At 73.0% G+C, this 23444-nt stretch carries 25 protein-coding genes; 10 read left to right on the forward strand and 15 right to left on the reverse strand.

Annotation, left to right across the window (positions count from 1 at the left end):
* Positions 1 to 103: 103 nt before the first annotated feature.
* Both ACBJ32_RS01750 and ACBJ32_RS01755 read left to right on the forward strand, forming a co-directional pair.
* Positions 104 to 415 (forward strand): hypothetical protein, encoded by a 312-nt coding sequence (locus ACBJ32_RS01750; RefSeq protein WP_375125073.1) that lies wholly within the window; start codon positions 104 to 106, stop codon positions 413 to 415.
* A 55-nt stretch (positions 416 to 470) separates the two neighbouring features.
* A complete protein-coding gene (locus ACBJ32_RS01755; RefSeq protein WP_357883925.1) occupies positions 471 to 1100 on the forward strand; it encodes a TetR/AcrR family transcriptional regulator in 630 nt (209 codons plus the stop codon).
* A gap of 18 nt (positions 1101 to 1118) precedes the next feature.
* Here the strand turns inward: ACBJ32_RS01755 and ACBJ32_RS01760 are convergent, their stop codons facing one another.
* From ACBJ32_RS01760 to paaA, 8 genes are all read right to left on the reverse strand, one after another.
* The gene (locus ACBJ32_RS01760; protein ID WP_375125074.1) at positions 1119 to 1967 is read right to left on the reverse strand and encodes a 3-hydroxyacyl-CoA dehydrogenase family protein; all 849 of its coding nucleotides are present in this window, start codon (positions 1965 to 1967) and stop codon (positions 1119 to 1121) included.
* Complete coding sequence (locus tag ACBJ32_RS01765) at positions 1964 to 2776, reverse strand: enoyl-CoA hydratase/isomerase family protein (protein WP_375125075.1); 813 nt, start codon at positions 2774 to 2776, stop codon at positions 1964 to 1966. The genes ACBJ32_RS01760 and ACBJ32_RS01765 overlap by 4 nt, the downstream gene beginning before the upstream one ends.
* Positions 2773 to 3981: a thiolase family protein gene (locus tag ACBJ32_RS01770; protein WP_375125076.1), complete on the reverse strand. Its 1209-nt coding sequence runs from the start codon at positions 3979 to 3981 to the stop codon at positions 2773 to 2775. Before ACBJ32_RS01770 ends, ACBJ32_RS01765 begins: the two co-directional genes overlap by 4 nt.
* A 150-nt stretch (positions 3982 to 4131) precedes the next feature.
* On the reverse strand, positions 4132 to 5214 hold the full coding sequence (gene paaE / locus ACBJ32_RS01775; RefSeq protein ID WP_375125077.1) for a 1,2-phenylacetyl-CoA epoxidase subunit PaaE: 1083 nt from the start codon (positions 5212 to 5214) through the stop codon (positions 4132 to 4134).
* A 3-nt stretch (positions 5215 to 5217) separates the two neighbouring features.
* Entirely contained in the window at positions 5218 to 5694 is a 477-nt protein-coding gene (paaD, locus tag ACBJ32_RS01780) for a 1,2-phenylacetyl-CoA epoxidase subunit PaaD (RefSeq protein ID WP_375125954.1), read from the reverse strand.
* A 254-nt stretch (positions 5695 to 5948) separates the two neighbouring features.
* On the reverse strand, positions 5949 to 6866 hold the full coding sequence (gene paaC / locus ACBJ32_RS01785; RefSeq protein WP_357883911.1) for a 1,2-phenylacetyl-CoA epoxidase subunit PaaC: 918 nt from the start codon (positions 6864 to 6866) through the stop codon (positions 5949 to 5951).
* 17 nt (positions 6867 to 6883) lie between these two features.
* A complete protein-coding gene (gene paaB, locus ACBJ32_RS01790; protein ID WP_253742402.1) occupies positions 6884 to 7177 on the reverse strand; it encodes a 1,2-phenylacetyl-CoA epoxidase subunit PaaB in 294 nt (97 codons plus the stop codon).
* Positions 7174 to 8262: a 1,2-phenylacetyl-CoA epoxidase subunit PaaA gene (gene paaA, locus ACBJ32_RS01795; RefSeq protein ID WP_375125078.1), complete on the reverse strand. Its 1089-nt coding sequence runs from the start codon at positions 8260 to 8262 to the stop codon at positions 7174 to 7176. The genes paaB and paaA overlap by 4 nt, the downstream gene beginning before the upstream one ends.
* Positions 8263 to 8366: 104 nt before the next feature.
* Between paaA and paaZ the strand changes: the two genes are divergently transcribed.
* A complete protein-coding gene (gene paaZ / locus ACBJ32_RS01800; protein ID WP_375125079.1) occupies positions 8367 to 10406 on the forward strand; it encodes a phenylacetic acid degradation bifunctional protein PaaZ in 2040 nt (679 codons plus the stop codon).
* Complete coding sequence (locus ACBJ32_RS01805) at positions 10403 to 11194, forward strand: enoyl-CoA hydratase/isomerase family protein (RefSeq protein WP_375125080.1); 792 nt, start codon at positions 10403 to 10405, stop codon at positions 11192 to 11194. Before paaZ ends, ACBJ32_RS01805 begins: the two co-directional genes overlap by 4 nt.
* Before the next feature lie 10 nt (positions 11195 to 11204).
* On the opposite strand, the gene ACBJ32_RS01810 is transcribed toward ACBJ32_RS01805, so the two are convergent.
* Complete coding sequence (locus ACBJ32_RS01810; protein WP_375125081.1) at positions 11205 to 12125, reverse strand: LysR family transcriptional regulator; 921 nt, start codon at positions 12123 to 12125, stop codon at positions 11205 to 11207.
* Between the two features lie 87 nt (positions 12126 to 12212).
* Between ACBJ32_RS01810 and ACBJ32_RS01815 the strand changes: the two genes are divergently transcribed.
* The 6 genes from ACBJ32_RS01815 to ACBJ32_RS01840 are packed head-to-tail and all read left to right on the forward strand — an operon-like array spanning position 12213 to position 18055.
* A complete protein-coding gene (locus tag ACBJ32_RS01815; RefSeq protein ID WP_375125082.1) occupies positions 12213 to 13160 on the forward strand; it encodes a fumarylacetoacetate hydrolase family protein in 948 nt (315 codons plus the stop codon).
* Positions 13150 to 14088: a cyclase family protein gene (locus ACBJ32_RS01820; protein ID WP_375125083.1), complete on the forward strand. Its 939-nt coding sequence runs from the start codon at positions 13150 to 13152 to the stop codon at positions 14086 to 14088. The genes ACBJ32_RS01815 and ACBJ32_RS01820 overlap by 11 nt, the downstream gene beginning before the upstream one ends.
* A 7-nt stretch (positions 14089 to 14095) precedes the next feature.
* A complete protein-coding gene (locus ACBJ32_RS01825; protein WP_375125084.1) occupies positions 14096 to 15208 on the forward strand; it encodes an FAD-dependent monooxygenase in 1113 nt (370 codons plus the stop codon).
* Positions 15205 to 16188, forward strand: coding sequence for an amidohydrolase family protein (locus tag ACBJ32_RS01830; protein WP_375125085.1), 984 nt, complete (start codon positions 15205 to 15207; stop codon positions 16186 to 16188). The genes ACBJ32_RS01825 and ACBJ32_RS01830 overlap by 4 nt, the downstream gene beginning before the upstream one ends.
* Positions 16185 to 17117, forward strand: coding sequence for a VOC family protein (locus ACBJ32_RS01835; RefSeq protein ID WP_375125086.1), 933 nt, complete (start codon positions 16185 to 16187; stop codon positions 17115 to 17117). The genes ACBJ32_RS01830 and ACBJ32_RS01835 overlap by 4 nt, the downstream gene beginning before the upstream one ends.
* On the forward strand, positions 17117 to 18055 hold the full coding sequence (locus ACBJ32_RS01840) for a fumarylacetoacetate hydrolase family protein (RefSeq protein WP_375125087.1): 939 nt from the start codon (positions 17117 to 17119) through the stop codon (positions 18053 to 18055). The genes ACBJ32_RS01835 and ACBJ32_RS01840 overlap by 1 nt, the downstream gene beginning before the upstream one ends.
* Here ACBJ32_RS01840 and ACBJ32_RS01845 read toward each other — a convergent pair.
* The 6 genes from ACBJ32_RS01845 to ACBJ32_RS01870 form a co-directional block, all read right to left on the reverse strand.
* A complete protein-coding gene (locus ACBJ32_RS01845; protein WP_375125088.1) occupies positions 18052 to 18924 on the reverse strand; it encodes a M23 family metallopeptidase in 873 nt (290 codons plus the stop codon). The genes ACBJ32_RS01840 and ACBJ32_RS01845 overlap by 4 nt on opposite strands.
* Positions 18925 to 19165: 241 nt before the next feature.
* Positions 19166 to 19981 carry a hypothetical protein gene (locus tag ACBJ32_RS01850; RefSeq protein ID WP_375125089.1) on the reverse strand — a complete coding sequence of 272 codons (816 nt, stop codon included), beginning with the start codon at positions 19979 to 19981 and terminating at the stop codon, positions 19166 to 19168.
* A 64-nt stretch (positions 19982 to 20045) separates the two neighbouring features.
* A complete protein-coding gene (locus ACBJ32_RS01855; RefSeq protein WP_375125090.1) occupies positions 20046 to 20270 on the reverse strand; it encodes a hypothetical protein in 225 nt (74 codons plus the stop codon).
* A 145-nt stretch (positions 20271 to 20415) separates the two neighbouring features.
* A complete protein-coding gene (locus ACBJ32_RS01860; RefSeq protein WP_375125091.1) occupies positions 20416 to 21423 on the reverse strand; it encodes an ABC transporter ATP-binding protein in 1008 nt (335 codons plus the stop codon).
* Positions 21420 to 22466 carry an ABC transporter ATP-binding protein gene (locus tag ACBJ32_RS01865; RefSeq protein WP_375125092.1) on the reverse strand — a complete coding sequence of 349 codons (1047 nt, stop codon included), beginning with the start codon at positions 22464 to 22466 and terminating at the stop codon, positions 21420 to 21422. Before ACBJ32_RS01865 ends, ACBJ32_RS01860 begins: the two co-directional genes overlap by 4 nt.
* A gap of 1 nt (position 22467) precedes the next feature.
* On the reverse strand, positions 22468 to 23436 hold the full coding sequence (locus ACBJ32_RS01870) for an ABC transporter permease (protein ID WP_375125093.1): 969 nt from the start codon (positions 23434 to 23436) through the stop codon (positions 22468 to 22470).
* Positions 23437 to 23444 lie beyond the last annotated feature (8 nt).

Consider the following 23444-nt stretch of genomic DNA (forward strand, 5'->3'; position numbering starts at 1 on the left):
GCGGCCCGCCGCGGGGAACCGCTCTCCCCGGCGGGCCGCCCCCTGGCGCGCCGGCGTGGTCGATCGCCATCCTGTTGGCACCTCCGAGCCCGCAGGAGTCACGATGATCGCCAGGATCTGGCACGCGACCGCCACCCAGGACGGCGCCGACGCCTACCGGCGCCACTTCACCGGCGCCGTCCTCCCGGAGCTGCGCGGGACCGACGGACATCGAGGCGCCTACGTGCTCCAGCGGGTCACTGATGACCACGTCGAGCTGCAGGTCATCACCCTCTGGGACTCCCTCGACTCGATCAGGGGTTTCGCCGGGGACGACCCCGGCACAGCGGTCGTCGAGCCGGAGGCCCGGGCCGTCCTGCTGACCTACGACACCACCGTCACGCACCACGACGTCCTCACGGCCACCGGAGTATGAGCTGACCGCCACCCGCGCGGTCGGGGCGGTCCGGCGCGCGTGAGATGCTGCGAGGATGACCACGACTGAACATGCCGAACCGGCCCCCCGCCGCAGGCGGGGCCGTCCAGGCCATGACCAGTCGGCGATCCTGCGCGCCGCTGTCGAGCTGTTCAACCGGCGTGGGTACGACGCCACGAGCATGGGCGACCTGGCCAAGGAGCTCGGGCTGACCAAGCCGGCCATCTACCACCACGTCACCAGCAAGGAGCAGCTGCTCGGCCAGGCGCTCGACGACGCGCTCGACGAGCTCACCACCGTCGTGACCGAGGCGTCGCGCGAGCAGCCCGGGGCCGGCGCCTACCAGCGGCTGCGCGAGGTGGTGCGGCGCAGCGTGGAGGTGCTGGTCGCGCACCAGCCGTCCGTCACGCTCCTGCTGCGGGTGCGCGGCAACAGCGAGATCGAGCTGGCCGCGCTGGAGCGGCGGCGCTGGCTCGACGACCGGCTGGCCGCGCTCGTGGCGGACGCCGTCGCCGAGGGCGCGCTGCGCGACGACGTGCCGCCCGCGCTGGTGAGCCGGCTGCTGTTCGGCATGGTGAACTCGCTGGTGGAGTGGTACCGGCCGGACGGCGCGTACGACCAGGCGATGGTGGCCGACGCGATCACCTCCATCGCCTTCGACGGCCTCGCCCGCCACGAGCCCTGACCCGCCACGGCCCGGCGCTCACCAGGTGTAGAAGCCCTGCCCCGTCTTGCGGCCCAGGTGACCGGCGGCGACGAGGTCGCGCAGGATGCGCGGCGGTTCGAAGCGGGGGCCGAGCTCGCGGGCCAGATGCTCGGCGATGGCCAGGCGCACGTCCAGGCCGACGATGTCCGTGGTACGCAGCGGCCCGACCGGGTGGCGGTAGCCGAGCGTCATCGCGGTGTCGATGTCGGCCGCGCCGGCGACCCCCTCCTCCAGCATCCGCATCGCCTCCAGCGCCAGGCACACCCCGAGCCGGCTGCTGGCGAACCCCGGCGAGTCCGTCACGGTGATCGGCGTCTTGCCGAGCGCCGCCACCCAGCCCTGCGCCCGCGCCAGCAGCCCGGTCTCCGTACGCGGCCCCGCGACGATCTCCACCAGCTCGCTCACCGGGACGGGGTTGAAGAAGTGCAGGCCGAGGAAGCGTCCAGGCGCCGACAGCCCGGCGGCGAGCCCGGCCAGGGACAGGCTGCTGGTGTTGGTGGCGAGCACCGCGCCGGGAGCCTGCTTCTCGGCGACGGCCAGCACCCCGGCCTTCAGCGCCGCGTCCTCGGGGACGGCCTCGATCACCAGCTCGCAGCCGGCCAGCCCGGCAGGATCGGCGGTGGTCCGCAGCCGGGAGGCCGCCGCCTGCGCCGGCTCGGCGAGCGTGCCCTTCGCGGCGGCCTTGGCCAGGCTGTCACCGACCCTGTCGCGCGCCGCGGCGGCCGTCTCGGCGGAGCTCTCCACGATGACCACGTGGCCGCCCGCGACGAGGAACGCGTGCGCGATGCCGGCCCCCATCCGCCCGCCACCGACGACTCCCACGGCCCTGGGCAGGTCAGCGTTCATCGATTGCCTTCCTTCCGGTTGCGTCGTTCCAGGAACGCCGTCATGCGCGCCTGCTTCTCCTCGGTCTCGAACAGCACCGCCTGCGCCACGTCGTCCACGAACGGGTGAGCGCCGCGCGGGGCGTGGAAGACGGCCTTCATCAGCCGCGTCGCCAGCGGCGCCTGCGCCGCGATCCGGTCGGCCAGCAGGTGGCCGGTGGCGAGCAGGTCGTCCGGCTGCACGATCTCGTTGAGCAGGTGTACGGACTGCGCCTCCTCGGCCGTCAGCACGCGGCCCGCGAGCAGGATCTCCTTGGCCAGCGGCTCCCCGACCAGCTCGGCGAGCCGCCAGGCGGCGCCGGCGGCGGCGAGGATGCCCAGGCCCGTCTCGGGGTTGCCGATGCGGGTGCGCGGGGTGCCGATCCTGAAGTCGCAGGCGTAGGCGAGCTCGGCGCCGCCGCCGAGGGCGTAACCGTCGAGCAGGCCGATGGTGGGCATCGGCAGCTTGTGGATCCGGTCGAAGATCTTGGAGTTGATGCCGCGCAGCGCGTCGTCGCGGCCTCGCTCGCGGAGCTGGGCGATGTCCGCGCCGGCGGCGAAGGTGGTGCCCTCGCCGATGATCAGGACGATCTTCGGCTCGTGTTCGACGGCGGCGCACGCGTCGTGCAGGGCGCGTACCAGCTCGTGGTCGATCGCGTTGCGGACCTCGGGGCGGTTGAGCCGCCACACGACCCGGTCCTCGCCCTCCTCGACGCGCAGGCCCGGCCAGCCGTTCGTCTCCCGCCCGCCGCTCTCGCCCGGCCCGCCGTTCATCTCCGGCCCGCCGCTCATGGCCGCTCCACCAGGAGCGCGCTGCCCTGTCCGACGCCCACGCACAGGGTGGCCAGGCCGCGCCGGCCGCCGGTGCGCTCCAGGCGGCCGAGCAGGGTGACGAGGATGCGGGCGCCGGAGGCGCCGAGCGGGTGGCCGAGGGCGATGGCGCCGCCGTCGGCGTTGACCCGTTCGAGGTCGAGCCCGAGGTCGCGGACACAGGCCAGCGACTGGGCGGCGAACGCCTCGTTGAGCTCGACGGCGTCCAGGTCGCCGACGCGCCAGCCGGCGCGTTCGAGCACCTTGCGGGTCGCGGGGACGGGACCGATCCCCATGATCTCGGGCGGCACCCCGGCGTGCGCGGCGGCCACGAGCCGTGCCCGCGGCGTCAGGCCGTGCCGCTCCAGGACGCGTTCACTCACCACGACGACGGCCGCGGCGCCGTCGTTGAGCGAGCTGGAGTTGCCGGCGGTGATGACGCCGCCGGGGCCGTGGATCGGGCGCAGGCGGGCCAGCCGCTCCATGCTCGTGTCCGCCCGGGGCCCCTCGTCGGCCTCGACCACGTCCTCGCCGGCCGGGCCCCTCCCGGCGGCGCCCGTGCCGACCGGCACCGCGACGATCTCGTCCGCGAACCGGCCCTCCTTGGCCGCCGCGACCGCCCGCTGGTGGGAGCGGAGCGCGAACGCGTCCAGCTCGTCACGGGTCAGCCCCCACCGCTCGGCCACGGTCTCGGCGGTCTGCGGCATCGAGGCGGTCGTGGCGGCGTCGAAGCGCGGGTTGGTGAAACGCCAGCCGATGGAGGTGTCGAAGGACGCGCCCGGCTTGGCGAACGCCTTGGCCGGCTTCTCCGTCACCCACGGCGCCCGGGTCATCGACTCCACGCCGCCCGCGACGACGACGTCGGCGTCCCCGGCGGCGATGAGGGCACGGGCGGTGGTGACCGCGGTGAGCCCGGAGGCGCAGAGCCGGTTGACGGTGAAGCCGGGCACCGAGTCGGGCAGGCCCGCCAGGAGGGCGGCCATGCGGGCCACGTTGCGGTTGTCCTCGCCGGCCTGGTTGGCCGCGCCCAGCACCACCTCGTCCACCAGGTCGGGCGCGATCCCGGCGCGGGCCACGGCCTCCCGCACGACGAGGGCGGCCAGGTCGTCGGGGCGGACGTGGGCGAGCGCGCCGCCGTAACGGCCTATCGGCGTCCGCACGCCGGAGACGACGAAGGATTCGGGCACGTGCAGCTCCCTGTGATCGGTGAACGGTGCGGTGGTCGTGGGTCAGGCGGATGGGCGGCGTCGTCCAGGTCAGGTGTCGTCCAGGTCAGGTGTCGTCCAGGTCAGGTGTCGTACAGGTCGAGCGTCGTAGAGGTCAGGGCGTCGGACGGGTCAGGCGTCGTAGTCGACGGTCACCTGTTCGCCGACCGGGTACGTCTGGCAGGTCAGCACGAACCCGGCGGCGACCTCGGCCGGTTCGAGTGCGTAGTTGCGGCGCATGTCCACCTCTCCTTCCCGCACGACGGCGCGGCACGTCCCGCAGACCCCGCCCTTGCAGGCGAACGGCAGGTCACCGCGACCGGCCTGGGCGCCGTCGAGCAGCGTCGTCCCGCGGGAGACCGTGGAGGTGGTCCGCAGGCCGTCGAGCACGGTGGTCAGCTCTGTCGTGGCGCCGGTGAGCTCGTTCCCGGCGCGGCGGGGCGGCGGGGGAGGGGCGTCGGCGTAGAAGAGCTCGACGTGCACCCGGTCCCGCGGCACGCCCAGCCCGGCGAGCACCGTGCGAGCCTCCTCTACCATCTGGAGCGGCCCGCACAACCAGACGTGGTCGAACACCTCCACCGGGACGAGACCGGTCAGCAGCCGGCGCAGCCGGTCACCGTCGAGCCGCCCCGACAGCAGCTCGACGTCGCGCGGCTCCCGCGAGAGCGTGTGCACGACCTGCAGCCGCGGGCCGTAGCGGTTCTTCAGGTCGCCGAGCTCCTCGGCGAACATGACGGTGCGGCTCGTGCGGTTGCCGTACAGGAGCGAGACCTGGGCGCCGGGGTGGGTGAGCACCGTCGAGGCGACCGACAACATCGGCGTGATGCCCGAGCCGGCGGCGACGCACAGGTGCCGCTCGCCCAGCTCGGGATCGGCGCGCCAGGAGCCGGTGGGCGGCTGCGCCTCGATCCGGGCGCCGGGCCGCACCTCGTGCACGAGCCAGGAGGAGAACAGGCCGCCGGGGATCTCCCTGACGCCGATGCGCGGCGCGGCGCCGGCGGGGGCGCAGATCGAGTACGAGCGGCGGTGCTCGCGGCCGTCGATGACGCGGCGCAGGGTGAGCGACTGGCCGGCCCTGAAGGCGTACGCGTCGCGCAGCTCGTCGGGGACGGCGAAGGTGATCGCGGCGGCGTCCTCGCACAGCCGGTCCACGGCCGCCACGGTCAGCGGGTGGAAGACGGCGGCCCTGGACGGGGCGGGCGCGAGCGTGGTCATCGTTCAGATCTCCTTGACGTGCTCGAACGGTTCGAGGCAGTCGGTGCAGCGGTAGAGGGCCTTGCAGGCGGTGGCGCCGAACTCCGAGGTGAGGCGGGTGGCCGCCGAGCCGCACCGGGGACAGGGCGGGGCGGGCCGGGGCGGGCCGCTCAGCGTGAGCAGCACCGGGCCTTCCCGCCTGGGGGCGGGGCCGGGCGCCGAAAGCCCGGCGGCGCGCAGGGCGTGGCGGCCCCGTTCGGAGATCCAGTCGCTGGACCAGGGCGGGTCCAGCACGACCCGCACCTCGACCCGGCCGAACCCGGCGTCGTTGAGCCGGTGGACGAGGTCGTCGCGCATGGTCGCCATGGCGGGGCAGCCGGTGTAGGTCGGCGTGATCGAGGCGATGACGACCTCGCCGCCGGCCGCGTCCCGCTCCACCTCGACCCCGCGCAGCACGCCCAGGTCGGCGAGGGTGAGCATCGGCATCTCGGGATCGCGCACCTCCCCGGCGGCCTCGGCCGCCCGCCGCCTGGCGTCCGGCCTCCCGGCGTCGCTCGCCTGGGAGGCGGCGTGCGGGCCGGCGTCCGCCGCCTCGGGGCTGCGGGCCTGCCCGGGGACTCCGGCGGCGTGCAGGTCGGCGTCCGCCGCCTCGGGGCCGCGGGCCTGCCCGGGGGCTCCGGCGGCGTGCAGGTCGGCGTCCGCCGCCTCGGGGCCGCGGGTCTGCCTGGGAACCTCGGTGGCGCGCCGGTCGGCGTTCACCAGCGCCCCCTCGGGTGGGCACGGGCCACCACCTGCATCTCGGCGAGCAGGCGGCTCATGGCCTCGGTGTGCAGGCCGTCGCGGCCCGTCCGCCCGCCGACGCCCGCCAGGGGCGCGCGCTCGGGGCGGGGGACGCCGCTGACGGTGAGCACCTGGTCGAGGACGGCCTCCACCTCCTCGCGCAGCGACGCGGGATCCACGCCGACGCCCGCCCCCGCCAGGGAGCGTTCGAGCGGGTGCGCGGCGACCAGCTCGCCCTGCAGCGGCCACAGGGCGTCGAGGGCGGCGAGGAGCCTGCGGTGCGACTCCTCGGTGCCGCGTGCCAGCGTGAGGAACCAGCGCCCGGCCCAGTCCCGGTGGTAGGCGACCTCCTTGACGCCCTTGGCCGCCACCGCCGCCAGCACCTGGTCACGGCTCGTCCGCAACCGCTCCAGCAGCGCCAGCCGGGCCGTGGAGAACAGCAGCAGCCGGACCACGACGTGCGCGAAGTCCCCGTTGGCCACCTCGGCCAGCCGCACGTTCCTGAAGTCGCGGTCGTCGCGGAAGAAGGCGAGCGCGTCCTCCGGCGGCACCGGCGAGCCCTCGGGCAGGGCGGGCACGACGCCGGGATCGGCGGCGGCCGCGCGGGCCAGGAGCAGGCGGGCCTGCCCGAGCAGGTCGAGGGCCATGTTCGCCAGCGCGATGTCCTCTTCCAGGTCGGGCGCGCGGCTGCACCACTCCGACAGGCGCTGCGACATGATCAGCGCGTCGTCGCCGAGCATCAGGCAGTACGCGGCCAGCTCGGCGGGGTCCACGCCGCCGGGCGTCGTGGTGTCGACGCCGGCCAGCGGGTCCTCGAAGTCGGTGCCGAAGGCCCACTGGGAGGAGTCGCCGCCGAGCAGGCCGTCGAAGACGCTGCCGTGTTCGTCGCTCATGGTGTTCGATCCGTTTCTCACATGTGCGGGACGTCGGCGGGGATGTCGTAGAACGTGGGGTGCCGGTAGACCTTGTCGCCGTTCGGCCCGAACAGCGGGTCCTTCTCGTCCGGGCTGGAGGCGGTGATGGCGTCGGCGCGGACGACCCAGATGCTGACGCCCTCGTTGCGGCGGGTGTAGACGTCGCGGGCGTGCCGCAGGGCCATCGTGTCGTCCGGGGCGTGCAGCGAACCGACGTGCACGTGGTTGAGGCCGCGCTTGCCGCGGACGAACACCTCGTAGAGCGGCCATTCCCGCCGGTCGGCGCTCATCGGCCGCCTCCGCGCGCGACGGAGGCGTCGGCGCCTTCACGACCGGCGCCTTCGCGTGCGGCGTCCTCGCGAGCGGCGCCCTGACGGGCAGCGTCTTGGCGTGCGGCGACCTCGCGAGCGGCGTCCTCGCGAGCCGCGGCTTCGCGAGCCGCGGCTTCGCGGGCGGCGAAGGCGGTGGCGGCCTCGCGGACCCAGGCGCCCTCCTCGTGGGCGGCCCTGCGGTGCGCCAGCCGCTGCGCGTTGCACGGCCCGTCACCCCGGATGACGGCGGCGAGCTCCTGCCAGTCGGGCTCGCCGAAGTCGTAGTGCCCGCGCTCCTCGTTCCAGCGCAGGCCGGGGTCCGGCAGCGTCACGCCGAGCGCCTCGGCCTGCGGGACGGTCATGTCCACGAACTTCTGGCGCAGCTCGTCGTTGGAGTTGCGCTTGATGCCCCACGCCATCGACCGCTCGCTGTTGGGCGACTGCGCGTCCGGCGGCCCGAACATCATCAGCGCCGGCCACCAGAACCTGTCGACGGACTCCTGCACCATGGCCCGCTGCTCGACGGTCCCGCGCATCATGGTCATGAGCAGCTCGTACCCCTGTCGCTGGTGGAAGGACTCCTCCTTGCAGATACGGATCATGGCGCGGCCGTACGGGCCGTAGGAGGTGCGGCAGAGCGGCACCTGGTTGCAGATCGCGGCCCCGTCCACGAGCCACCCGATCGTGCCGACGTCGGCGTACGACAGCGTCGGGTAGTTGAAGATCGAGGAATATTTCTGCCTGCCGGTGAGCAGCAGCTCGGTCAGCTCGGCGCGGGAGACGCCCAGGGTCTCGCACGCCGAGTACAGATAGAGCCCGTGCCCCGCCTCGTCCTGCACCTTGGCCAGCAGGATCGCCTTGCGCCGCAGCGACGGCGCGCGGCCGATCCAGTGGCCCTCGGGCTGCATGCCGATGATCTCGGAGTGCGCGTGCTGGGCGATCTGGCGGATGAGCGTCCTGCGGTAGGCGTCCGGCATCCAGTCCCGGGGCTCGATCCGGTCATGGCGGTCGATGGTCGCGTCGAACGCGGCCTGCAGCTCCGGCTCCGCCGGGATCGTCGTCATCTTCCCTCCGAGACACATCGCTCTTATTTACTTATCGCTCGGTCAGTAATACCGTGACACGGGTCGGGGTCTTCGCGCAACAGGTCCTGGGGAAAGGAGACAGCGTGAGCGCGCTGCTGGAGAGTTACGCCGCCGGACGATGGTTCCGCGCGGCAGACGACGGTGAACCGCTGCTCGACGCCGCCACGGGCGAGGAGGTCGCGCGGATCTCGAGCCGGGGGCTGGACGTCGCGGCCATGGTCAGGCACGCCAGGGACACCGGCGGGCCGGCGCTGCGAGCCCTGACCTTCCACGAGCGGGCGGCCCTGCTCAAGGCACTGGCCAAGCACCTGCTGGAGCGCAAGGAGGAGTTGTACGCGCTGTCCGTGCGCACCGGCGCCACCGCCCGTGACACCGCGGTCGACGTCGACGGCGGCATCGGCACCCTGTTCAGCTACGGGAGCAAGGGCGTCAGGGAGCTGCCGAACGACACCGTCGTCCTCGACGGCGGCCTGGAGCGCCTGGGCAGGGGCGGCACGTTCGTCGGCCAGCACCTCTACACCTCCCGGCCGGGCGTGGCCGTCCAGATCAACGCCTTCAACTTCCCCGTCTGGGGCATGCTGGAGAAGCTCGCGCCCGCCTTCCTCGCCGGCCTGCCCACGATCGTCAAGCCCGCGAGCCAGACCGCCTACCTCACCGAGCTGGCCGTCCGGCAGATCATCGAGTCGGGGATCCTGCCCGAGGGCACGCTGCAGCTGCTCGCCGGCTCGGCGGGCGGGCTGCTCGACGAGCTGACGATCCAGGACTCCGTGGCCTTCACCGGCTCGGCGCACACGGCGGGCATCCTGCGCCGCCACCCCAACGTGCTCGACGACGGCGTGGCGCTCAACGTCGAGGCCGACTCCCTCAACTGCTCGATCCTCGGCCCCGACGTGCGGCCGGACGATCCCGAGTTCGACCTGTTCGTCAAGGGCGTCGTCACCGAGATGACGGTCAAGGCCGGGCAGAAGTGCACGGCCATCCGCCGGGTGCTCGTCCCCGCGGCGATGGCCGGCCAGGTGATCGACGCGCTCGCCGACCGCCTCGGCAAGGTGAGCGTCGGCGATCCGCGCAACCCCGACGTGCGGATGGGCGCGCTGGCCAGCCTCGGCCAGCGCGAGGAGGTACGCAAGGCCGTCGAGGCGCTGCTCGCGAACGCCGAGGTGGTCTTCGGCGACCCCCAGGGCGCGGGCCTGCTCGACGGCGACCCCGAGCGCGGCGCGTTCATGACCCCGCTCGTGCTGCGCGCGCGGCCGGGAGCCGTCGAGCCGCACGACGTGGAGCCGTTCGGGCCGGTCAGCACGGTGATCGGCTACGACGGCCTCGGCGAGGCGATCGCGCTCGCCGCCAGGGGCAAGGGCAGCCTCGTGGCCTCCGTCGCCACCCATGACCCCGGCGTGGCCCGCTCCGTCGTGCTCGGGCTCGCGCCGTGGCACGGCCGCGTGCTCGTCCTCGACAGGGACGACGCCAAGGAGTCCACCGGGCACGGCTCCCCGCTGCCCGTCCTCGTGCACGGCGGCCCCGGCAGGGCCGGCGGGGGCGAGGAGCTCGGCGGGATCCGCGGGGTGCTGCACCACATGCAGCGCACCGCCGTCCAGGCGTCGCCCGACCAGCTCACCGCCATCACGGGGCGGTGGACGACGGGTTCGGCGCGCGCCGAGTCCGGCGTGCACCCGTTCCGCAAGTCGCTGGCCGAGCTGCGGATCGGCGACACGATCGCCTCCGCGCCGCGCACGGTGTCGCTCGCCGACATCGACCACTTCGCCGAGTTCACCGGCGACACGTTCTACGCGCACACCGACCCCGAGGCCGCCGCGCGCAACCCGCTGTTCGGCGGCATCGTCGCGCACGGCTACCTGGTCGTGTCGCTGGCCGCCGGGCTCTTCGTCGATCCGGCGCCCGGGCCCGTGCTGGCGAACTTCGGCGTCGACTCGCTGCGCTTCCTCACCCCGGTCAAGGCAGGCGACACCATCGCCGTGACGCTGACCGTCAAGCAGATCACCCCGCGCAGCAACGCCGACTACGGCGAGGTCCGCTGGGACGCCGTCGTGACCAACCAGGAGGACCAGCCGGTCGCCACCTACGACGTGCTCACCCTGGTGGCCAAGACCTGGGACGCGCGGTGAACGGGGCTCCGGTCGTCGTCGAACGCGACGGCGCCGTGGCGGTCGTGACGCTGAACCGTCCCGAGCGGCGCAACGCGCTGGACGGCAAGACCAAGGCGGCACTGCGCGGCGCGCTGGAGGACGTCGCCGCCGACGCCGCCGTCCGGGCCGTGCTGCTGACCGGGGCGGGCGGCTCGTTCTGCGCCGGGCAGGACCTGGCGGAGCACGCGGCGGCGCTGCGCGGCGATCCCGCGCACGCATTCGACACCGTCGAGGAGGACTACGCGCCCGTCGTCCGGCTGCTGGCCACGATGGGCAAGCCGGTCGTCGCGGCCGTCGGCGGCACCTGCGTGGGCGCGGGGCTGGCCCTCGCGCTGGCCTGCGACCTGCGGGTGCTCGCCGAGGACGCCGTCCTCGGCACGGCGTTCAGCGCGATCGGCCTGACCTGCGACTCCGGGCTGTCGGCGACGCTCACGCGGGCGGTCGGCGAGGCGCGGGCCAGGGAGCTCGTCCTGCTCGCCGAGCCGTTCGGCGCGCAGCAGGCGGTCGCGTGGGGCATCTCGGGGCGCGTGGTGCCGCGTGACGAGGTCGGCGCGGAGGGCCGGGCGCTAGCGGCCAGGCTCGCGGCCGGGCCGACCGCCGCCTACGCCGAGTCCAAGCGGCTCATCGCGCAGGCGTGGGAGCGGGACCTCGCAGCCACGCTGGCGGCCGAGGCCCGGGCCCAGGCGCGCCTGGGCCTGACCGCCGACCACGCCGCCGCGGTGGAGGCGTTCCTGGCCAAGCGCAGACCCGTCTTCGAGGGCCGCTGAACGCGGCACGTCATCCGGCGGGCAGGTCGTCGAGCTCGGCGGCCACGCGGGCGGCCGTCTCGCGTAGCCAGATGTGGGCGGCGTCGTGGCTGTGCACCGGGTGCCACCACAACGCCTCCTGCAGCGGCACGGCCTCGAAGGGGCACGGCAGCGCACGTACGGGAGCCAGCCCGCGCAGCAGCCCGGCCAGCCGCCGCTGCACGAGCGCGACCCGCCGCGTGCCCGCCACCAGCGCGGGCAGGAGCTGGAAGCTCTGCACCGACACCTCCACGTTCGGCTCCAGCCCCAGCATGGTGAGCTGCCGGGTGACGGGGGCGTCGAAGGTGCGCTGGTAGACCACCCACGGCAGCCGCGCCAGGTCGTCCATGGTGACGTCGCCGGGGTGGTCGTCGGAGACCAGGCACACCCACTCGTCGCGGTAGAGCTCGACCGCGGGCATGTCGGAGATCACGCCGTGCGGCATGAGCATGCCGTCCACGCCGGACAGCAGGGCATCGGGATTGTCCACGAGGTCGCGCGGCACGTGCCGGAAGTGCAGCCGCACGCCCGGCGCCTCCTCGTGCAGCACGCGCGCCAGTCGTGCCCCGAAGACGGCGATCGCGTAGTCGGAGGAGAGCAGCGTGAAGTCGCGCTGCCCGACGCCGGGCTGGAAGCCGGCGCGGCTGGTGAAGAGCCGTTCCAGCACCGCGCAGGCGTTGGCGACGGGGTCGCGCAGCGCGGTGCCGAGCGGGGTCGGCTCGTAGCGGTTGCCCTGCCTGACGAGGAGCTCGTCGGAGAAGTGGCGGCGCAACCTGGCCAGGGCGGCGCTCATCGCGGGCTGGCTCAGCCCGACACGCAGGCCCGCCCGGGTGACGTTGCGCTCCTCCAGCAGGGCACGCAGGGCGACCACGAGGTTGAGGTCGAGGTTGGCGAGGTTCACGCGCCTATCCATGTCATCGATGGTAGGGATCCAAAGAATCGATTTCCCAGATCCTTCCGGATGGCTCAAGGTTAAGGCACCGCATCCGGAGGAAACCTCGTGGAAACATCCCCGTACCTCGCCGGCCCTTTCGCGCTCGGCACCTTCTCGGCCGGCGCCGGCCCGCACTTTCCCGGCCTGGTCGCCGGCGATCGGGTCCTCGACCTGAGCGCTCACGCCCCCACCACGCGCGCGCTGCTGGAGCGCTGGGACGACGTCCTGCCGCTGCTGCACGAGGCGGCGGGGGAGTGGCGCCCGCTGGCCGAGCTGCGCGTGCACGCCCCGGTCGAGCCGCGCCAGATCCTGCAGTCCGGCGCCAACTACCGCACCCACGTCATCGACCTGGCCGTGGCGCACGAGCCCGCGAACGGCCGCCCGGCCGAGCAGGTGCGCGCCGAGGTCGCGGCGATGATGGACCGGCGCGCGGCCGAGGACCAGCCGTACGTGTTCATCGGCCTGCCGTCCTCGGTCACCGGCCCGTACGACGACGTGGTCATCCCGTCCTGGTGCACGAAGCCGGACTGGGAGCTGGAGCTGGCCGCGGTGATCGGCCGCCCGGCCTTCCGCGTCAGCCAGGACGCGGCGCTCGCCCACGTCGCCGCCTACACGATCGCCAACGACGTCACCGCCCGCGAGCTGGTGTTCCGCCGTGACATGCCGGAGATCGGCACCGACTGGCTGCGCGCCAAGAACGCCCCCACCTTCACCCCGCTCGGCCCGTACCTGGTGCCGGCCGCCTTCCTCGACCCCGGCGACCTTCAGGTGACGCTCAAGCTGAACGGCGAGGTCATGCAGGACGAGTCCACCAAGGACATGATCTTCGACGTGGCGCGCCTGGTGTCCTACGCCTCCCAGACCGTCGAGCTGCTGCCCGGCGACCTGGTGCTGACCGGCAGCCCGGCGGGCAACGGCCTGCACCACGGCCGCCTGCTGCGCGACGGCGACGTCATGGAGGGCACGATCACCGGCCTGGGCACCCAGCGGAACAGGTGTCGCGATGAACGCTGAGCAGGCCATCGCCGAGGCGGCGGCGACGTACTCCAACTGGGGCCGCTGGGGCGAGGACGACGTGCTGGGCACGGTCAACTTCATCGGCCCGGCCGAGCGCCGCACCGCCGCCGCGCTGGTCCGGCGGGGCGAGACGTTCTCGCTGTCCCAGCGCTTCGACGCCGAAGGCCCGCAGAAGGGCTGGCGCCGCCGCACCAACCCGGTGCACACCATGACCGACACCGGCCTCGACGCCGTGCACGGCGACCAGGGCTTCCCGCACGGGTTCGGCGGCGCGGACGACGTGATCGCCATGCCGCTGCAGTGCTCCACCCAGTGGGACGGCCTCGGCCACATCTTCGACCACGGCCGGGCCTGGAACGGCCGCCCCGCCGACAAGGTCGTCACCAGCGAGGGCGACCGGGTCACCGGCATCGAGCACCTGGCCGCCCCGGTGGCCGGCCGCGGCGTGCTGCTGGACGTCGCGGCCGTGTACGGGGAGCTGCCCGACGGCTTCGCCATCACCGGGGAGCACCTGACCGCCACCGCCGAGGCGCACGGCGTCCGCGTCGGGCGCGGCGACCTGGTGTGCGTGCGCACCGGCCGGCTGGCCAGGGCCAGGCGGGAAGGCTGGGGCGACTACGCGGGCGGCCCGGCGCCCGGCCTGTCGTTCTGGAGCGCGGGCTGGCTGCACCGCACCGAGATCGCCGCCGTCGCCACCGACACGTGGGGCTTCGAGGTGCGGCCCAACGAGTTCGACAACGCGTTCCAGCCGCTGCACCAGGTCGTCATCCCGCACCTCGGCCTGCTCGTCGGCGAGATGTGGGACCTGGACGCGCTGGCCGCCGACTGCGCCGCCGACGGCGTGTACGAATTCTTCCTCACCGCCCCGCCGCTGCCGGTCACCGGCGCGGTGGGCTCCCCCGTCAACCCCCTGGCCATCAAGTGAGGCGATCATGCCCGCAGTCGAGAACGTCCTGATCGTCGGGGGCGGCACCGCCGGCTCCGCCCTGGCCGTCCTGCTCGCCCGCGCCGGTGTCACCGTGGACCTCGCGGAGATCGAACCGGGCCCGACGACGCTCGGGTCGGGCATCACCCTGCAGGGCAACGCGCTGCGGGTGCTGCGCGACCTCGGCGTGTGGGAGCAGGTGAGCGCGGCCGGGTTCGCGTTCGACTCGCTCGGGCTGCGCACGCCCGGCGGCGACCTGCTCGCCGAGATCCCCGACGCCCGCACCGGCGGCCCCGGCCTGCCTGCCACGCTCGGCATGAACCGCCCCGAACTGGCCGCGATCCTGGCCGCCGCCGTGCGCGACGCCGGAGCGCGCATCAGGTACGGCCTGACGGTGGACGCCGTGTCGGACACCGGCGAGGTGACCTTCTCCGACGGCGCCACCGGACGGTTCGACCTGGTCGTCGGGGCGGACGGCATCCGCTCGCACGTCCGCGGCCTGATCGGCATCGACGCGGCGCCCGAGCCCGTCGGCATGGGCATCTGGCGCATCCACACCCGCCGCCCCAAGGACGTCGAGCGCACCGACCTCATCTACGGGGGCCCCTGCTTCATCGCCGGCTACTGCCCGACCAGCGCCGACACCATGTACGCGTACCTGGTCGAGCAGGCCAGGCCGAGGGAGGCCGTCGGCGACAAGGCCGCGCACATGCGCGCGCTCGCCGAAGGCTACGGCGGCGCCTGGGACGAGATCCGCGCCGACCTCACCGACCCCGACCGCATCAACTACACCTGGTTCGAGTCGCTGCTCGTGGACCGCCCGTGGAACCGCGGCCGGGTCGTGCTCATCGGTGACGCCGCGCACGCCTGCCCGCCCACCCTCGCCCAGGGCGCCGCCCAGTGCCTGGAGGACGCCGCCGTCCTCGCCGAGCTGCTGCTCGCCGCCGACCGGCTCGGCCAGGAGCTGTTCGACGCGTTCATGGACCGCCGCCACGGCCGGGTCAAGGCCGTCGTCGAGGCGTCGGTGCGGCTCGCCCGCTGGCAGCTCGACGGGGTACGCGACGCGGACGTGCCCGGCCTGATGGGCGCGATCGCGGGGATGGTGACCGAGCGCCCATGATCACCGTTGACGTGCACGCGCACGTCCTGCTGCCCGAGCTCGACCAGGCCGTGGCCGGACAGCCGGGACTGGACGCCCACCGGGAGCTGGACGCCCGCCGCAACGGCCCCGACGCCCTCGCCGCGTCCGGCGCGATGATCGGCGAGCGGATCGGCCTGCTCACGCGGGCCGCCGACCGGCTGGCGGCGATGGACGCGGCCGGGGTGGACACGCAGATCGTCAGCCCGTCCCCCTCCCACTACCACTACTGGGCCGGCCCGCGCCTGGCGCGCACGGTGTGGCGGCTGGCGAACGAGGGCGTGGCCGCCCACTGCGCCTCCGAGCGGCTCCACGGGCTCGGGCTGGCCCCGCTCCAGCATCCTGACCTGCTGCCCGAGGCCCTCGACCACGCGCTCGGCCTGGGGCTGAAGGGCGTGGAGATCTCCTCGCACGCCCCCGGCCGCGAGCTGTCCGACCCCGCCTACGAGCCGTTCTGGGCGCACGCCGCCGAGACCGGCGCGGTGGTGTTCCTGCACCCGTTCGGCTGCACGCTGGACGAGCGCCTGGACCGCTGGTACCTGTCCAACCTGGTCGGCCAGCCGGTGGAGAACGCGGTCGCGCTGTCGCACCTGATCTTCTCGGGCGTGCTCGACCGGCATCCCGGGCTGAAGCTGCTGGCCGCGCACGGCGGCGGCTACCTGCCGTACTACCTTGGCCGCTCCGACCACGGCTGGCGGGTGCGGCCCGACGCCCGCACCTGCGCCCGCCGGCCCAGCTCCTACCTGCGCGAGCTGCACTTCGACTCCCTCACCCACGACCCGGCCGCGCTGCGCGAGCTGGTCCGGGTGGCCGGGGCCGAGCGCGTGCTGCTCGGCTCCGACTTCCCCTTCGACATGGGCGACCCCGACCCGCTCGCCGCCCTGCGCGCGGCCGGGCTGGAGGACGCCGCCATCCGCGGCGGCAACGCCGTCCGACTGTTCGACCTGAAGGATCCCTCATGAGACTCATCACGCACCTGCGGCACGTCGATCTGGCCGTGCCCGACTACGACAAGCAGCGCGACTTCTACTCCGGCGTCTGGGGCCTGACCGAGGTCGCGAGCGACAGCGGGATCTCGTTCCTGGCCGCCGAGGGCTCTCCCGAGCAGTACGTCATCCGGCTGCGCAAGGCGGCCGAGAAGCGGCTGGACCTGGTCTCCTTCGGCGCGGCGACACCGCAGGACGTGGACGCGCTGGCCGAGCGGCTGCGCGCCGCCGAGGTCCGGCTCATCTCCGAGCCCGGCAAGCTCGACACCCCCGGCGGCGGCTACGGCTTCCGCTTCTTCGACCTCGACGGCCGCACCGTCGAGGTCTCCGCCGACGTGGCCGTCCGCAGGCACCGCAGGCTGGAGGCCAAGGAATCCGTCCCGGTGCGCCTGTCGCACGTCGTCCTCAACGCCCCCGACATCGACGCCACCCGCGTCTGGTACGAGACCCACCTCGGCTTCGCCCTGTCCGACACCCTCGCCCACCCGCGCATGGGCCAGGTCATGCACTTCATGCGCTGCAACCCCCAGCACCACAGCATGGCCATCGCCCGCGGCCCGCACGCCAGCCTGCACCACATCAGCTTCGAGCTGCGCGGCCTGGACGAGTACATGTACGGCACCGGCAGGCTGCTGCGCGCCGGCGTTCGCATGATCTGGGGCCCGGGCCGCCACCTGGCCGGCGACAACACCTTCTCCTACTTCATGGACCCGCACGGCAACACCGTCGAGTACACCACCGAGCTGGAGGAGCTGGACGAGGACGCCTGGCACCCGCACGTCCACGACTTCTCGCGGCCCGAGGTCACCGACCAGTGGGGCACCGCCAACCCCATGAACGAGCTGGTCGCCAAGGAGTCGTTCAACGACGTCGACCGCGGCGTGTTCGTCGCCCCGCCGGTCTGATGCGCATCGCCACCTACCTCCACGACGGCCGTACCCGCTCCGGCCTCGTGGACGGCGACACGATCAGGCCGCTGCCGGACGGGATCGGCCCCCTGGACGTGCCCCGGGACGTGCGGACCGGCGAGCCGGTCCCGCTGGCGGAGGTGCGGCTGCTGGCGCCGTTCCAGCCGCCCACCGTCCGCGACTTCGTCGCCTTCGAGGAGCACGTCGAGGGGGTGCGCAAGAGCATCGACGGCCGCGCCGGAGTGCCCGACGCCTGGTACGACGCCCCCGCCTTCTACTTCACCAACCCCTACGCCGTCATCGGCCCCCACGACGACGTGCCGATCCCGCCCGGCTGCCGGGTCTTCGACTTCGAGCTGGAGGTCGCCGCCGTCATCGGCGAGGCCGGCCGCGACCTCACCCCCGAGCGGGCCCGCGACCACATCGCCGGATACCTGATCATGAACGACTGGTCCGCCCGCGACCTGCAGGGCCGCGAGATGCAGGTCAACCTGGGCCCGGCCAAGGGCAAGGACACCGCCACCACGCTCGGCCCGTGGCTGGTCACCGCGGACGAGCTGGAGCCGTACCGGGACGCCGACGGTTTCCTGCGCCTGGCGCTCACCGTCAGCGTCAACGGCACGGAGATCGGCCGGGACCTGCTGTCCAACATGGGCTGGCCGTTCGAGGAGCTCGTCGCCTACGCCTCGCGCGGCACCTGGGTCCGCCCGGGTGACGTGCTCGGCTCCGGCACCTGCGGCAACGGCGGCTGCCTGGCCGAGCTGTGGGGCAACCGCGGCCGCCAGGACCCGCCCCCGCTGGAGCCGGGCGACGTGGTCGAGATCGTGGTCGAGGGCATCGGCGCCGTCCGCAACACCGTCGTGGCCGGCGTGGACCCGGTGCCGCTGCCGGGGGCCCGCCCCCGCCCGCGGCACCGTCCACGCCGGTCCGGCTAGCCGCAGTGCTCGAAGGGGCTGGTGTACGTGCTGCTCCCGATGGAGCCGCCCCACTTGACGCACTGCCCGGGAGCGGACCGTACGACAGGCCCCGCGTAGTAGCCGAAGCTGCCCGCGTTCGTCGTCCTGCTGGAGCCCTCCGGTTCGAGGAAGGCCGACATCGACGAGGGCGAGCCGACGTTCGTGGTCTTCAGCGTCACGACGCAGTTGTTGCCGTTGCCCGAGTTGTAGAGCAGGTAGGTGCGGCCGCCCACGAGCGCGGCCGAGTCGATGACCGCGTAGCCGCCGCCGCAGACCTCCTCGGGCGTGTACGGGTTGCCGCCGCACGCGTTCGTGCTGGTGATGGCCTTCTTCTGGCCCAGGGACACGGTCACGCCGTCCACGGTGGGGCTGGTGTCCACCGCTCCGGTCGAGGTCCGCTGCTCGTAGTGCAGGTGCGGGGCGCTGGAGCCGCCCGTCGAGCCGACCGTGCCGATCACGGTGCCCTGGCCGACGCTCATCGAGCCGCCGGCCGCCCGCGCCATGGTGGCGAGGTGGGCGTAGCGGGTCCTGCTGCCGTCACCGTGACGGATCTCGATCCACTTGCCGTAGCTGGTGTTGCCCGCGTCGTAGAAGTACGCGGTGCCGGCGGCGGTGGCACGGACGGTCTCACCGTTGATGTCGTCGCCCCCGTAGTCCTGCCAGTCGAGCGAGCCCGAGGGGCTGTGGCCGGGGGTCCAGTTGTTCGCGTTGAACGTCTTGCCGCAGGTGAACGGGCTCTTGTGGGTGGTGGCCAGGGCCTCGACGGGGTCCGCGGACGCGGGCTGGGAGAACAGCGCGGCCGCGAGGGCGAGGGCCGTGGGCAGGACGAATTTTCCGATCTTGGGCATGCTCACCTCGTGAAACAGGGGGTGGAGGGGGGTACGGTCGAACGCCCAATCTCTCCGCCCCGGAGGAGGGGCGGCTTGATCGTGAAGATATCCTCGAAAGTTCTCTTCATCAATCCTGATTACGTGAAAATTTCCGGCTTCCTTGATGTCCGGAGGATGACGCGCCAGGGCGGCCCCGCCACCTCTGCGTGACCGCCGCCCTCGGTGCCGTCACCGCCCTCGCCCGTCACCCCCTCGCCCGTTACCCCGGCAGGCGTAGCTTGCAGATCCGCTCGGCACACAGCTCGGTCGTGGTCGTGCCGGGATCCGGCACATTGATCGACACTTCGCCGCCCCACCGGCTGTAGCGGGTGTCGACACGCACGGTCCTGCCGGCCACCTCACCCAGAACCTCCCGGGCGACGGGGCTCCTGTCGGCCTGGAACGTGCTCTGCACCCTGCTGACCAGGCCCGCCGGGGTCAGGGTGAGGACGTAGGACAGCCTGGTGCCGTCCTCCCAGCCAGGGCTCGAGTGCTCCACCCAGGTGGAGACCTCCTCCAGCTCCTCGAAGGCGATCGAGCCGGTCACGGTGTTCCCACTCACCCGGCCATTCTTCACCAGAGCGGCCAGGGTCGCGGGCTCTGCCGGATTGACGAGCTGCTGGTCGTAGCCGAGAAGCTCGGTGTGGAAGAGGTGCATCTGGTGCGAGTTCTTCCACCAGGTCTTGCCCTTCGGCAGCAGTGTCGCGGCGAGGCCGCCGGATCGGTAGGCGGTGCCGCCGACGACGTCATGGTTGAAGCCGATGGTGCGCTCACGGCCGTGCTCGCCCCCGGTGACGGTGACGTCGAGCGCCTTGACGCCGCCCTTCTCGCCGGTCTCGAAGACGCCTGTGCGCCGACGTCCCGCCCGCTCGCCGGCTCCGTCCAGGACGGTGGCCGTCTCGGTGAAGTGAACTCCCCGCCCTCGTCCGAGGACGGCCTCCAGCACCCGGACGGCGTCCTTGGCCTCGGCCGGCGCGGGAACGCCGGCCGTCAGCAACGTGCCACAAGCCGCCAGGGCCGCGATCAACCCCCTCATGGTGGCGATCATGCCGCGGCCGGATCACGCCCGGAACACGGGTCAGGATCACTACCGTCCCGGCTCAGTCGCCGCCACCCCCACCCCCGCCGTCGCCCCCCGAGAAGCCACCGCTGTCGCTGCTGCTGTCGCCGCCGCCCCAGCCGGAACCGCCGGAGTACGGCATGCCGGGGCGGCCGGATCCCCGCCGCATGGAGGGCCGGCCGGTCAGCAGCGAGCGGAGCATGCTCACGATGATGACCACGAACGCGACCACGAAGAACGCCGCCAGAATCGTCGAGAACGTCACAGGATCATCCCCCCGGAAGTCCCAGAAACCGCCTTGCCCTGTTCACGGTAGACACGGCACCTGGCTCCAGAAGGGTTTTGCTCCTTCTGCTGGGCGGCGCGGGCGTGGATTCCGCCGGGCCGGCGGCGGGCGCCGCCGGCCCGGCTCACACCACCTTGGTGTTCACCTCCGGGAAGTGGCAGGCGGCCGGATGCCCGGTGCCCCGGTCGATCAGGGCGGGCTCCTCGGTGGCGCAGATCTCCTGCGCCTTCCAGCAGCGCGTGCGGAACCGGCAACCGCTCGGCGGATCCAGCGGGCTCGGCACCTCGCCGGTGAGGATGATCCGCTGCCTGCGGCGCTCCTCCTCCGGATTGGCCGTCGGCGCCGCCGACAGCAGCGCCTGGGTGTAGGGGTGGGCAGGACGGTCGTAGACGTCGTCACGCGGGCCGGTCTCGACGATCTTGCCCAGGTACATCACCGCGACGCGGTCGGAGATGTGCCTGACCACGGAGAGGTCGTGCGCGATGAAGATGTAGGACAGGCCGAAGGTGTCCTGCAGGTCCTCGAGCAGGTTGATCACCCCGGCCTGCACCGAGACGTCCAGTGCCGACACCGGCTCGTCCAGCACGAGCAGCTTGGGCTCCAGCGCGAGCGCGCGGGCGATGCCGACGCGCTGGCGCTGGCCGCCGGAGAACTCGTGCGGGTACCGGTTGCCGTGCTCGGGGTTGAGCCCGACCAGCTCCAGCAGCTCCGCGACCCTCTTGGAGCCGGTGCCCTTCCACCGGTCGTGGACCTTCAGCGGCTCGGCGATGATGTCGTTCACCGGCAGCTTCGGGTTGAGCGAGGCGTAGGGGTCCTGGAAGACGATCTGGATGTCCCGCCGCACGGCGCGCAGCCGCTTGGGGTTCAGCGTCGTCAGCTCCGTGCCCTCGAAGCGCACCGAGCCCGACGTGGGCTTGTGGAGCTGGAGGATGGCCCGGCCCGTCGTCGACTTGCCGCACCCCGACTCGCCCACGACGCCGAGGGTCTCGCCCTGGTCGACGTGCATGGACACGCCGCTCACCGCCTGGATGTGGCCCGCCACCTTGCGCAGGAACCCCGCGCCGCGTACGGGGAAGCTCATCACCAGGTCCTCCACCTCGAGGAGGTGCTCCTGCGTGACCTGAACGCTCATGTGACGGGCTCACTCTCCGTACGGAACAGCGCGGTGGGATCGGCCACCGCGGCCAGCTGGTCCCAGTGATGGCAGGCGGCGTAGTGCCCGCCCTCGTCGACCTCCACGAGCGCGGGCTCCTCGCCGTGGCAGCGGGTGTCGGCCAGCGGGCAGCGCGGCGAGAACGGGCAGCCGGACGGCAGGTTGATCAGGGAGGGCGGAGCGCCCTTGATGGGGCGCAGCCGCCCGCCCGAGGTCTCCAGGGACGGCATCGAGCCGAGCAGCCCCGCGGTGTACGGCATGCGCGGCCGGTAGAAGATCGTGTCGGTGTCGCCGACCTCGACCGGCTTGCCGGCGTACATGACGAGCACCCGGTGCGCGATGCCCGCGACGACGCCGAGGTCGTGCGTGATGAGCACGATCGCGGCGTTGACGGCGTCCTTGACCTCCAGGAGCTTCTCCAGGATCTGCGCCTGGACGGTCACGTCGAGCGCCGTGGTCGGCTCGTCGGCGATGATGACGTCCGGGTTGTTGATGACCGCCATGGCGATCATCGCGCGCTGCCGCATGCCGCCGGAGAACTCGTGCGGGTAGCTGCGCAGCCGCTGCTCGGCCTGCGGGATGCCGACCAGGTCGAGCATCTCCCTGGCGCGGGCGAGCGCCTGCTTGTGCGGCACGAGGTCGTGGGCGAGCACGGCCTCGGCGAGCTGGTCGCCGATGGTGTGCACGGGGTTCAGCGCGGTCATCGGGTCCTGGAAGATCATGGCGATCTTGCGCCCGCGCAGGCCGCGCCGCCTGCGGGCGGGCAGCTTCAGCACGTCGTCGCCGCGGTAGAGGATCCTGCCCCGGACGCGCGCGCCGCGGGGGAGCAGCCCCATCACGGCCAGCGACGAGACCGACTTGCCCGAGCCCGACTCGCCGACGATCCCGAGCACCTCGCGCTCGTGCAGGGAGTAGGAGACTCCGCGGACGGCCTGGACGACGCCGTCCTCGGTGGGGAACTCGACGGCCAGGTCCTCCACGCGCAGGATCTCGCCGGGAATCTCGGTGGGGTAATCCGTCATGTCAGGCACGCACCCTGGTCTGTCGGGGGTCGAACGCGTCGCGCAGACCGTCACCGATGAAGTTGATGGACAGCGCGATCGCGATGATGAACACGCCGGGCCACCAGAACAACCACGGGCGGGTCGTCATCGCGCTGCGGTAGGTGTCGATGAGCTGGCCGAGCGAGACGTCGGGCGGCTGCACGCCGACGCCGAGGAAGGACAGCGCCGACTCCAGCAGCACCGCGTTGGCGATCGCCAGGGTCGCGCTGACGATGATGACGCCGACCGTGTTCGGCAGGATGTGCCGGAAGATGATGCGGCGGGAGGAGGTGCCCAGCGCCCGCGCGGCCTCGACGAACTCCTTCTCGCGCAGCGACAGGAACTCGCCGCGGATCAGCCGGCCCAGCGTGGGCCAGGTCACCAGGCCGATGCAGACGGCCAGGATCACGATGCCCGAGTCACCGAACGACCGGCCGACGATGGCGGCGATGATCAGGACCGGGATGGTGATCATCACGTCGGTGAGCCGCATGAGGATCGCTTCAACCTTTTTCCTGAAATATCCGGCGAAGGCGCCGGCCAGCGTGCCGACCGTCGTGGCCACGATGCCGACGATGAACGCGACGATGATCGACTGCTGGGTGCCGCGCATGGTGAGCGCGAAGTAGTCGATGCCGATGTTGTCCTGCCCGAACGGATGCTCGCCCCAGCGGATGCCCTCGCCGCCCAGGAACTGCGGCACCAGGCTGAGCGTCGGCCTGCCCTGGTCGAGCACCGATCCGGTGGCCAGGTAGCTCTTGTCCCACCAGCCGGGGACGGGCCCGAACCCGATGGAGCTGAACGCGAGCAGCACGACGGAGCCGAAGACCAGCATGCCGATCAGCGCCGCGCGATGCCGGAAGAACCGGCGGCGGACGAGCTGGCTCTGGGTGCGGGCGACGACGGTCATGCCCTGCGCGGCCCCCGGGACCTGCGCGCTGATCGCCATGGGTGGTT

The sequence above is a fragment of the Nonomuraea sp. GTA35 genome (genome assembly GCF_041950525.1).
In the GTDB taxonomy this organism is placed as follows: domain Bacteria; phylum Actinomycetota; class Actinomycetes; order Streptosporangiales; family Streptosporangiaceae; genus Nonomuraea.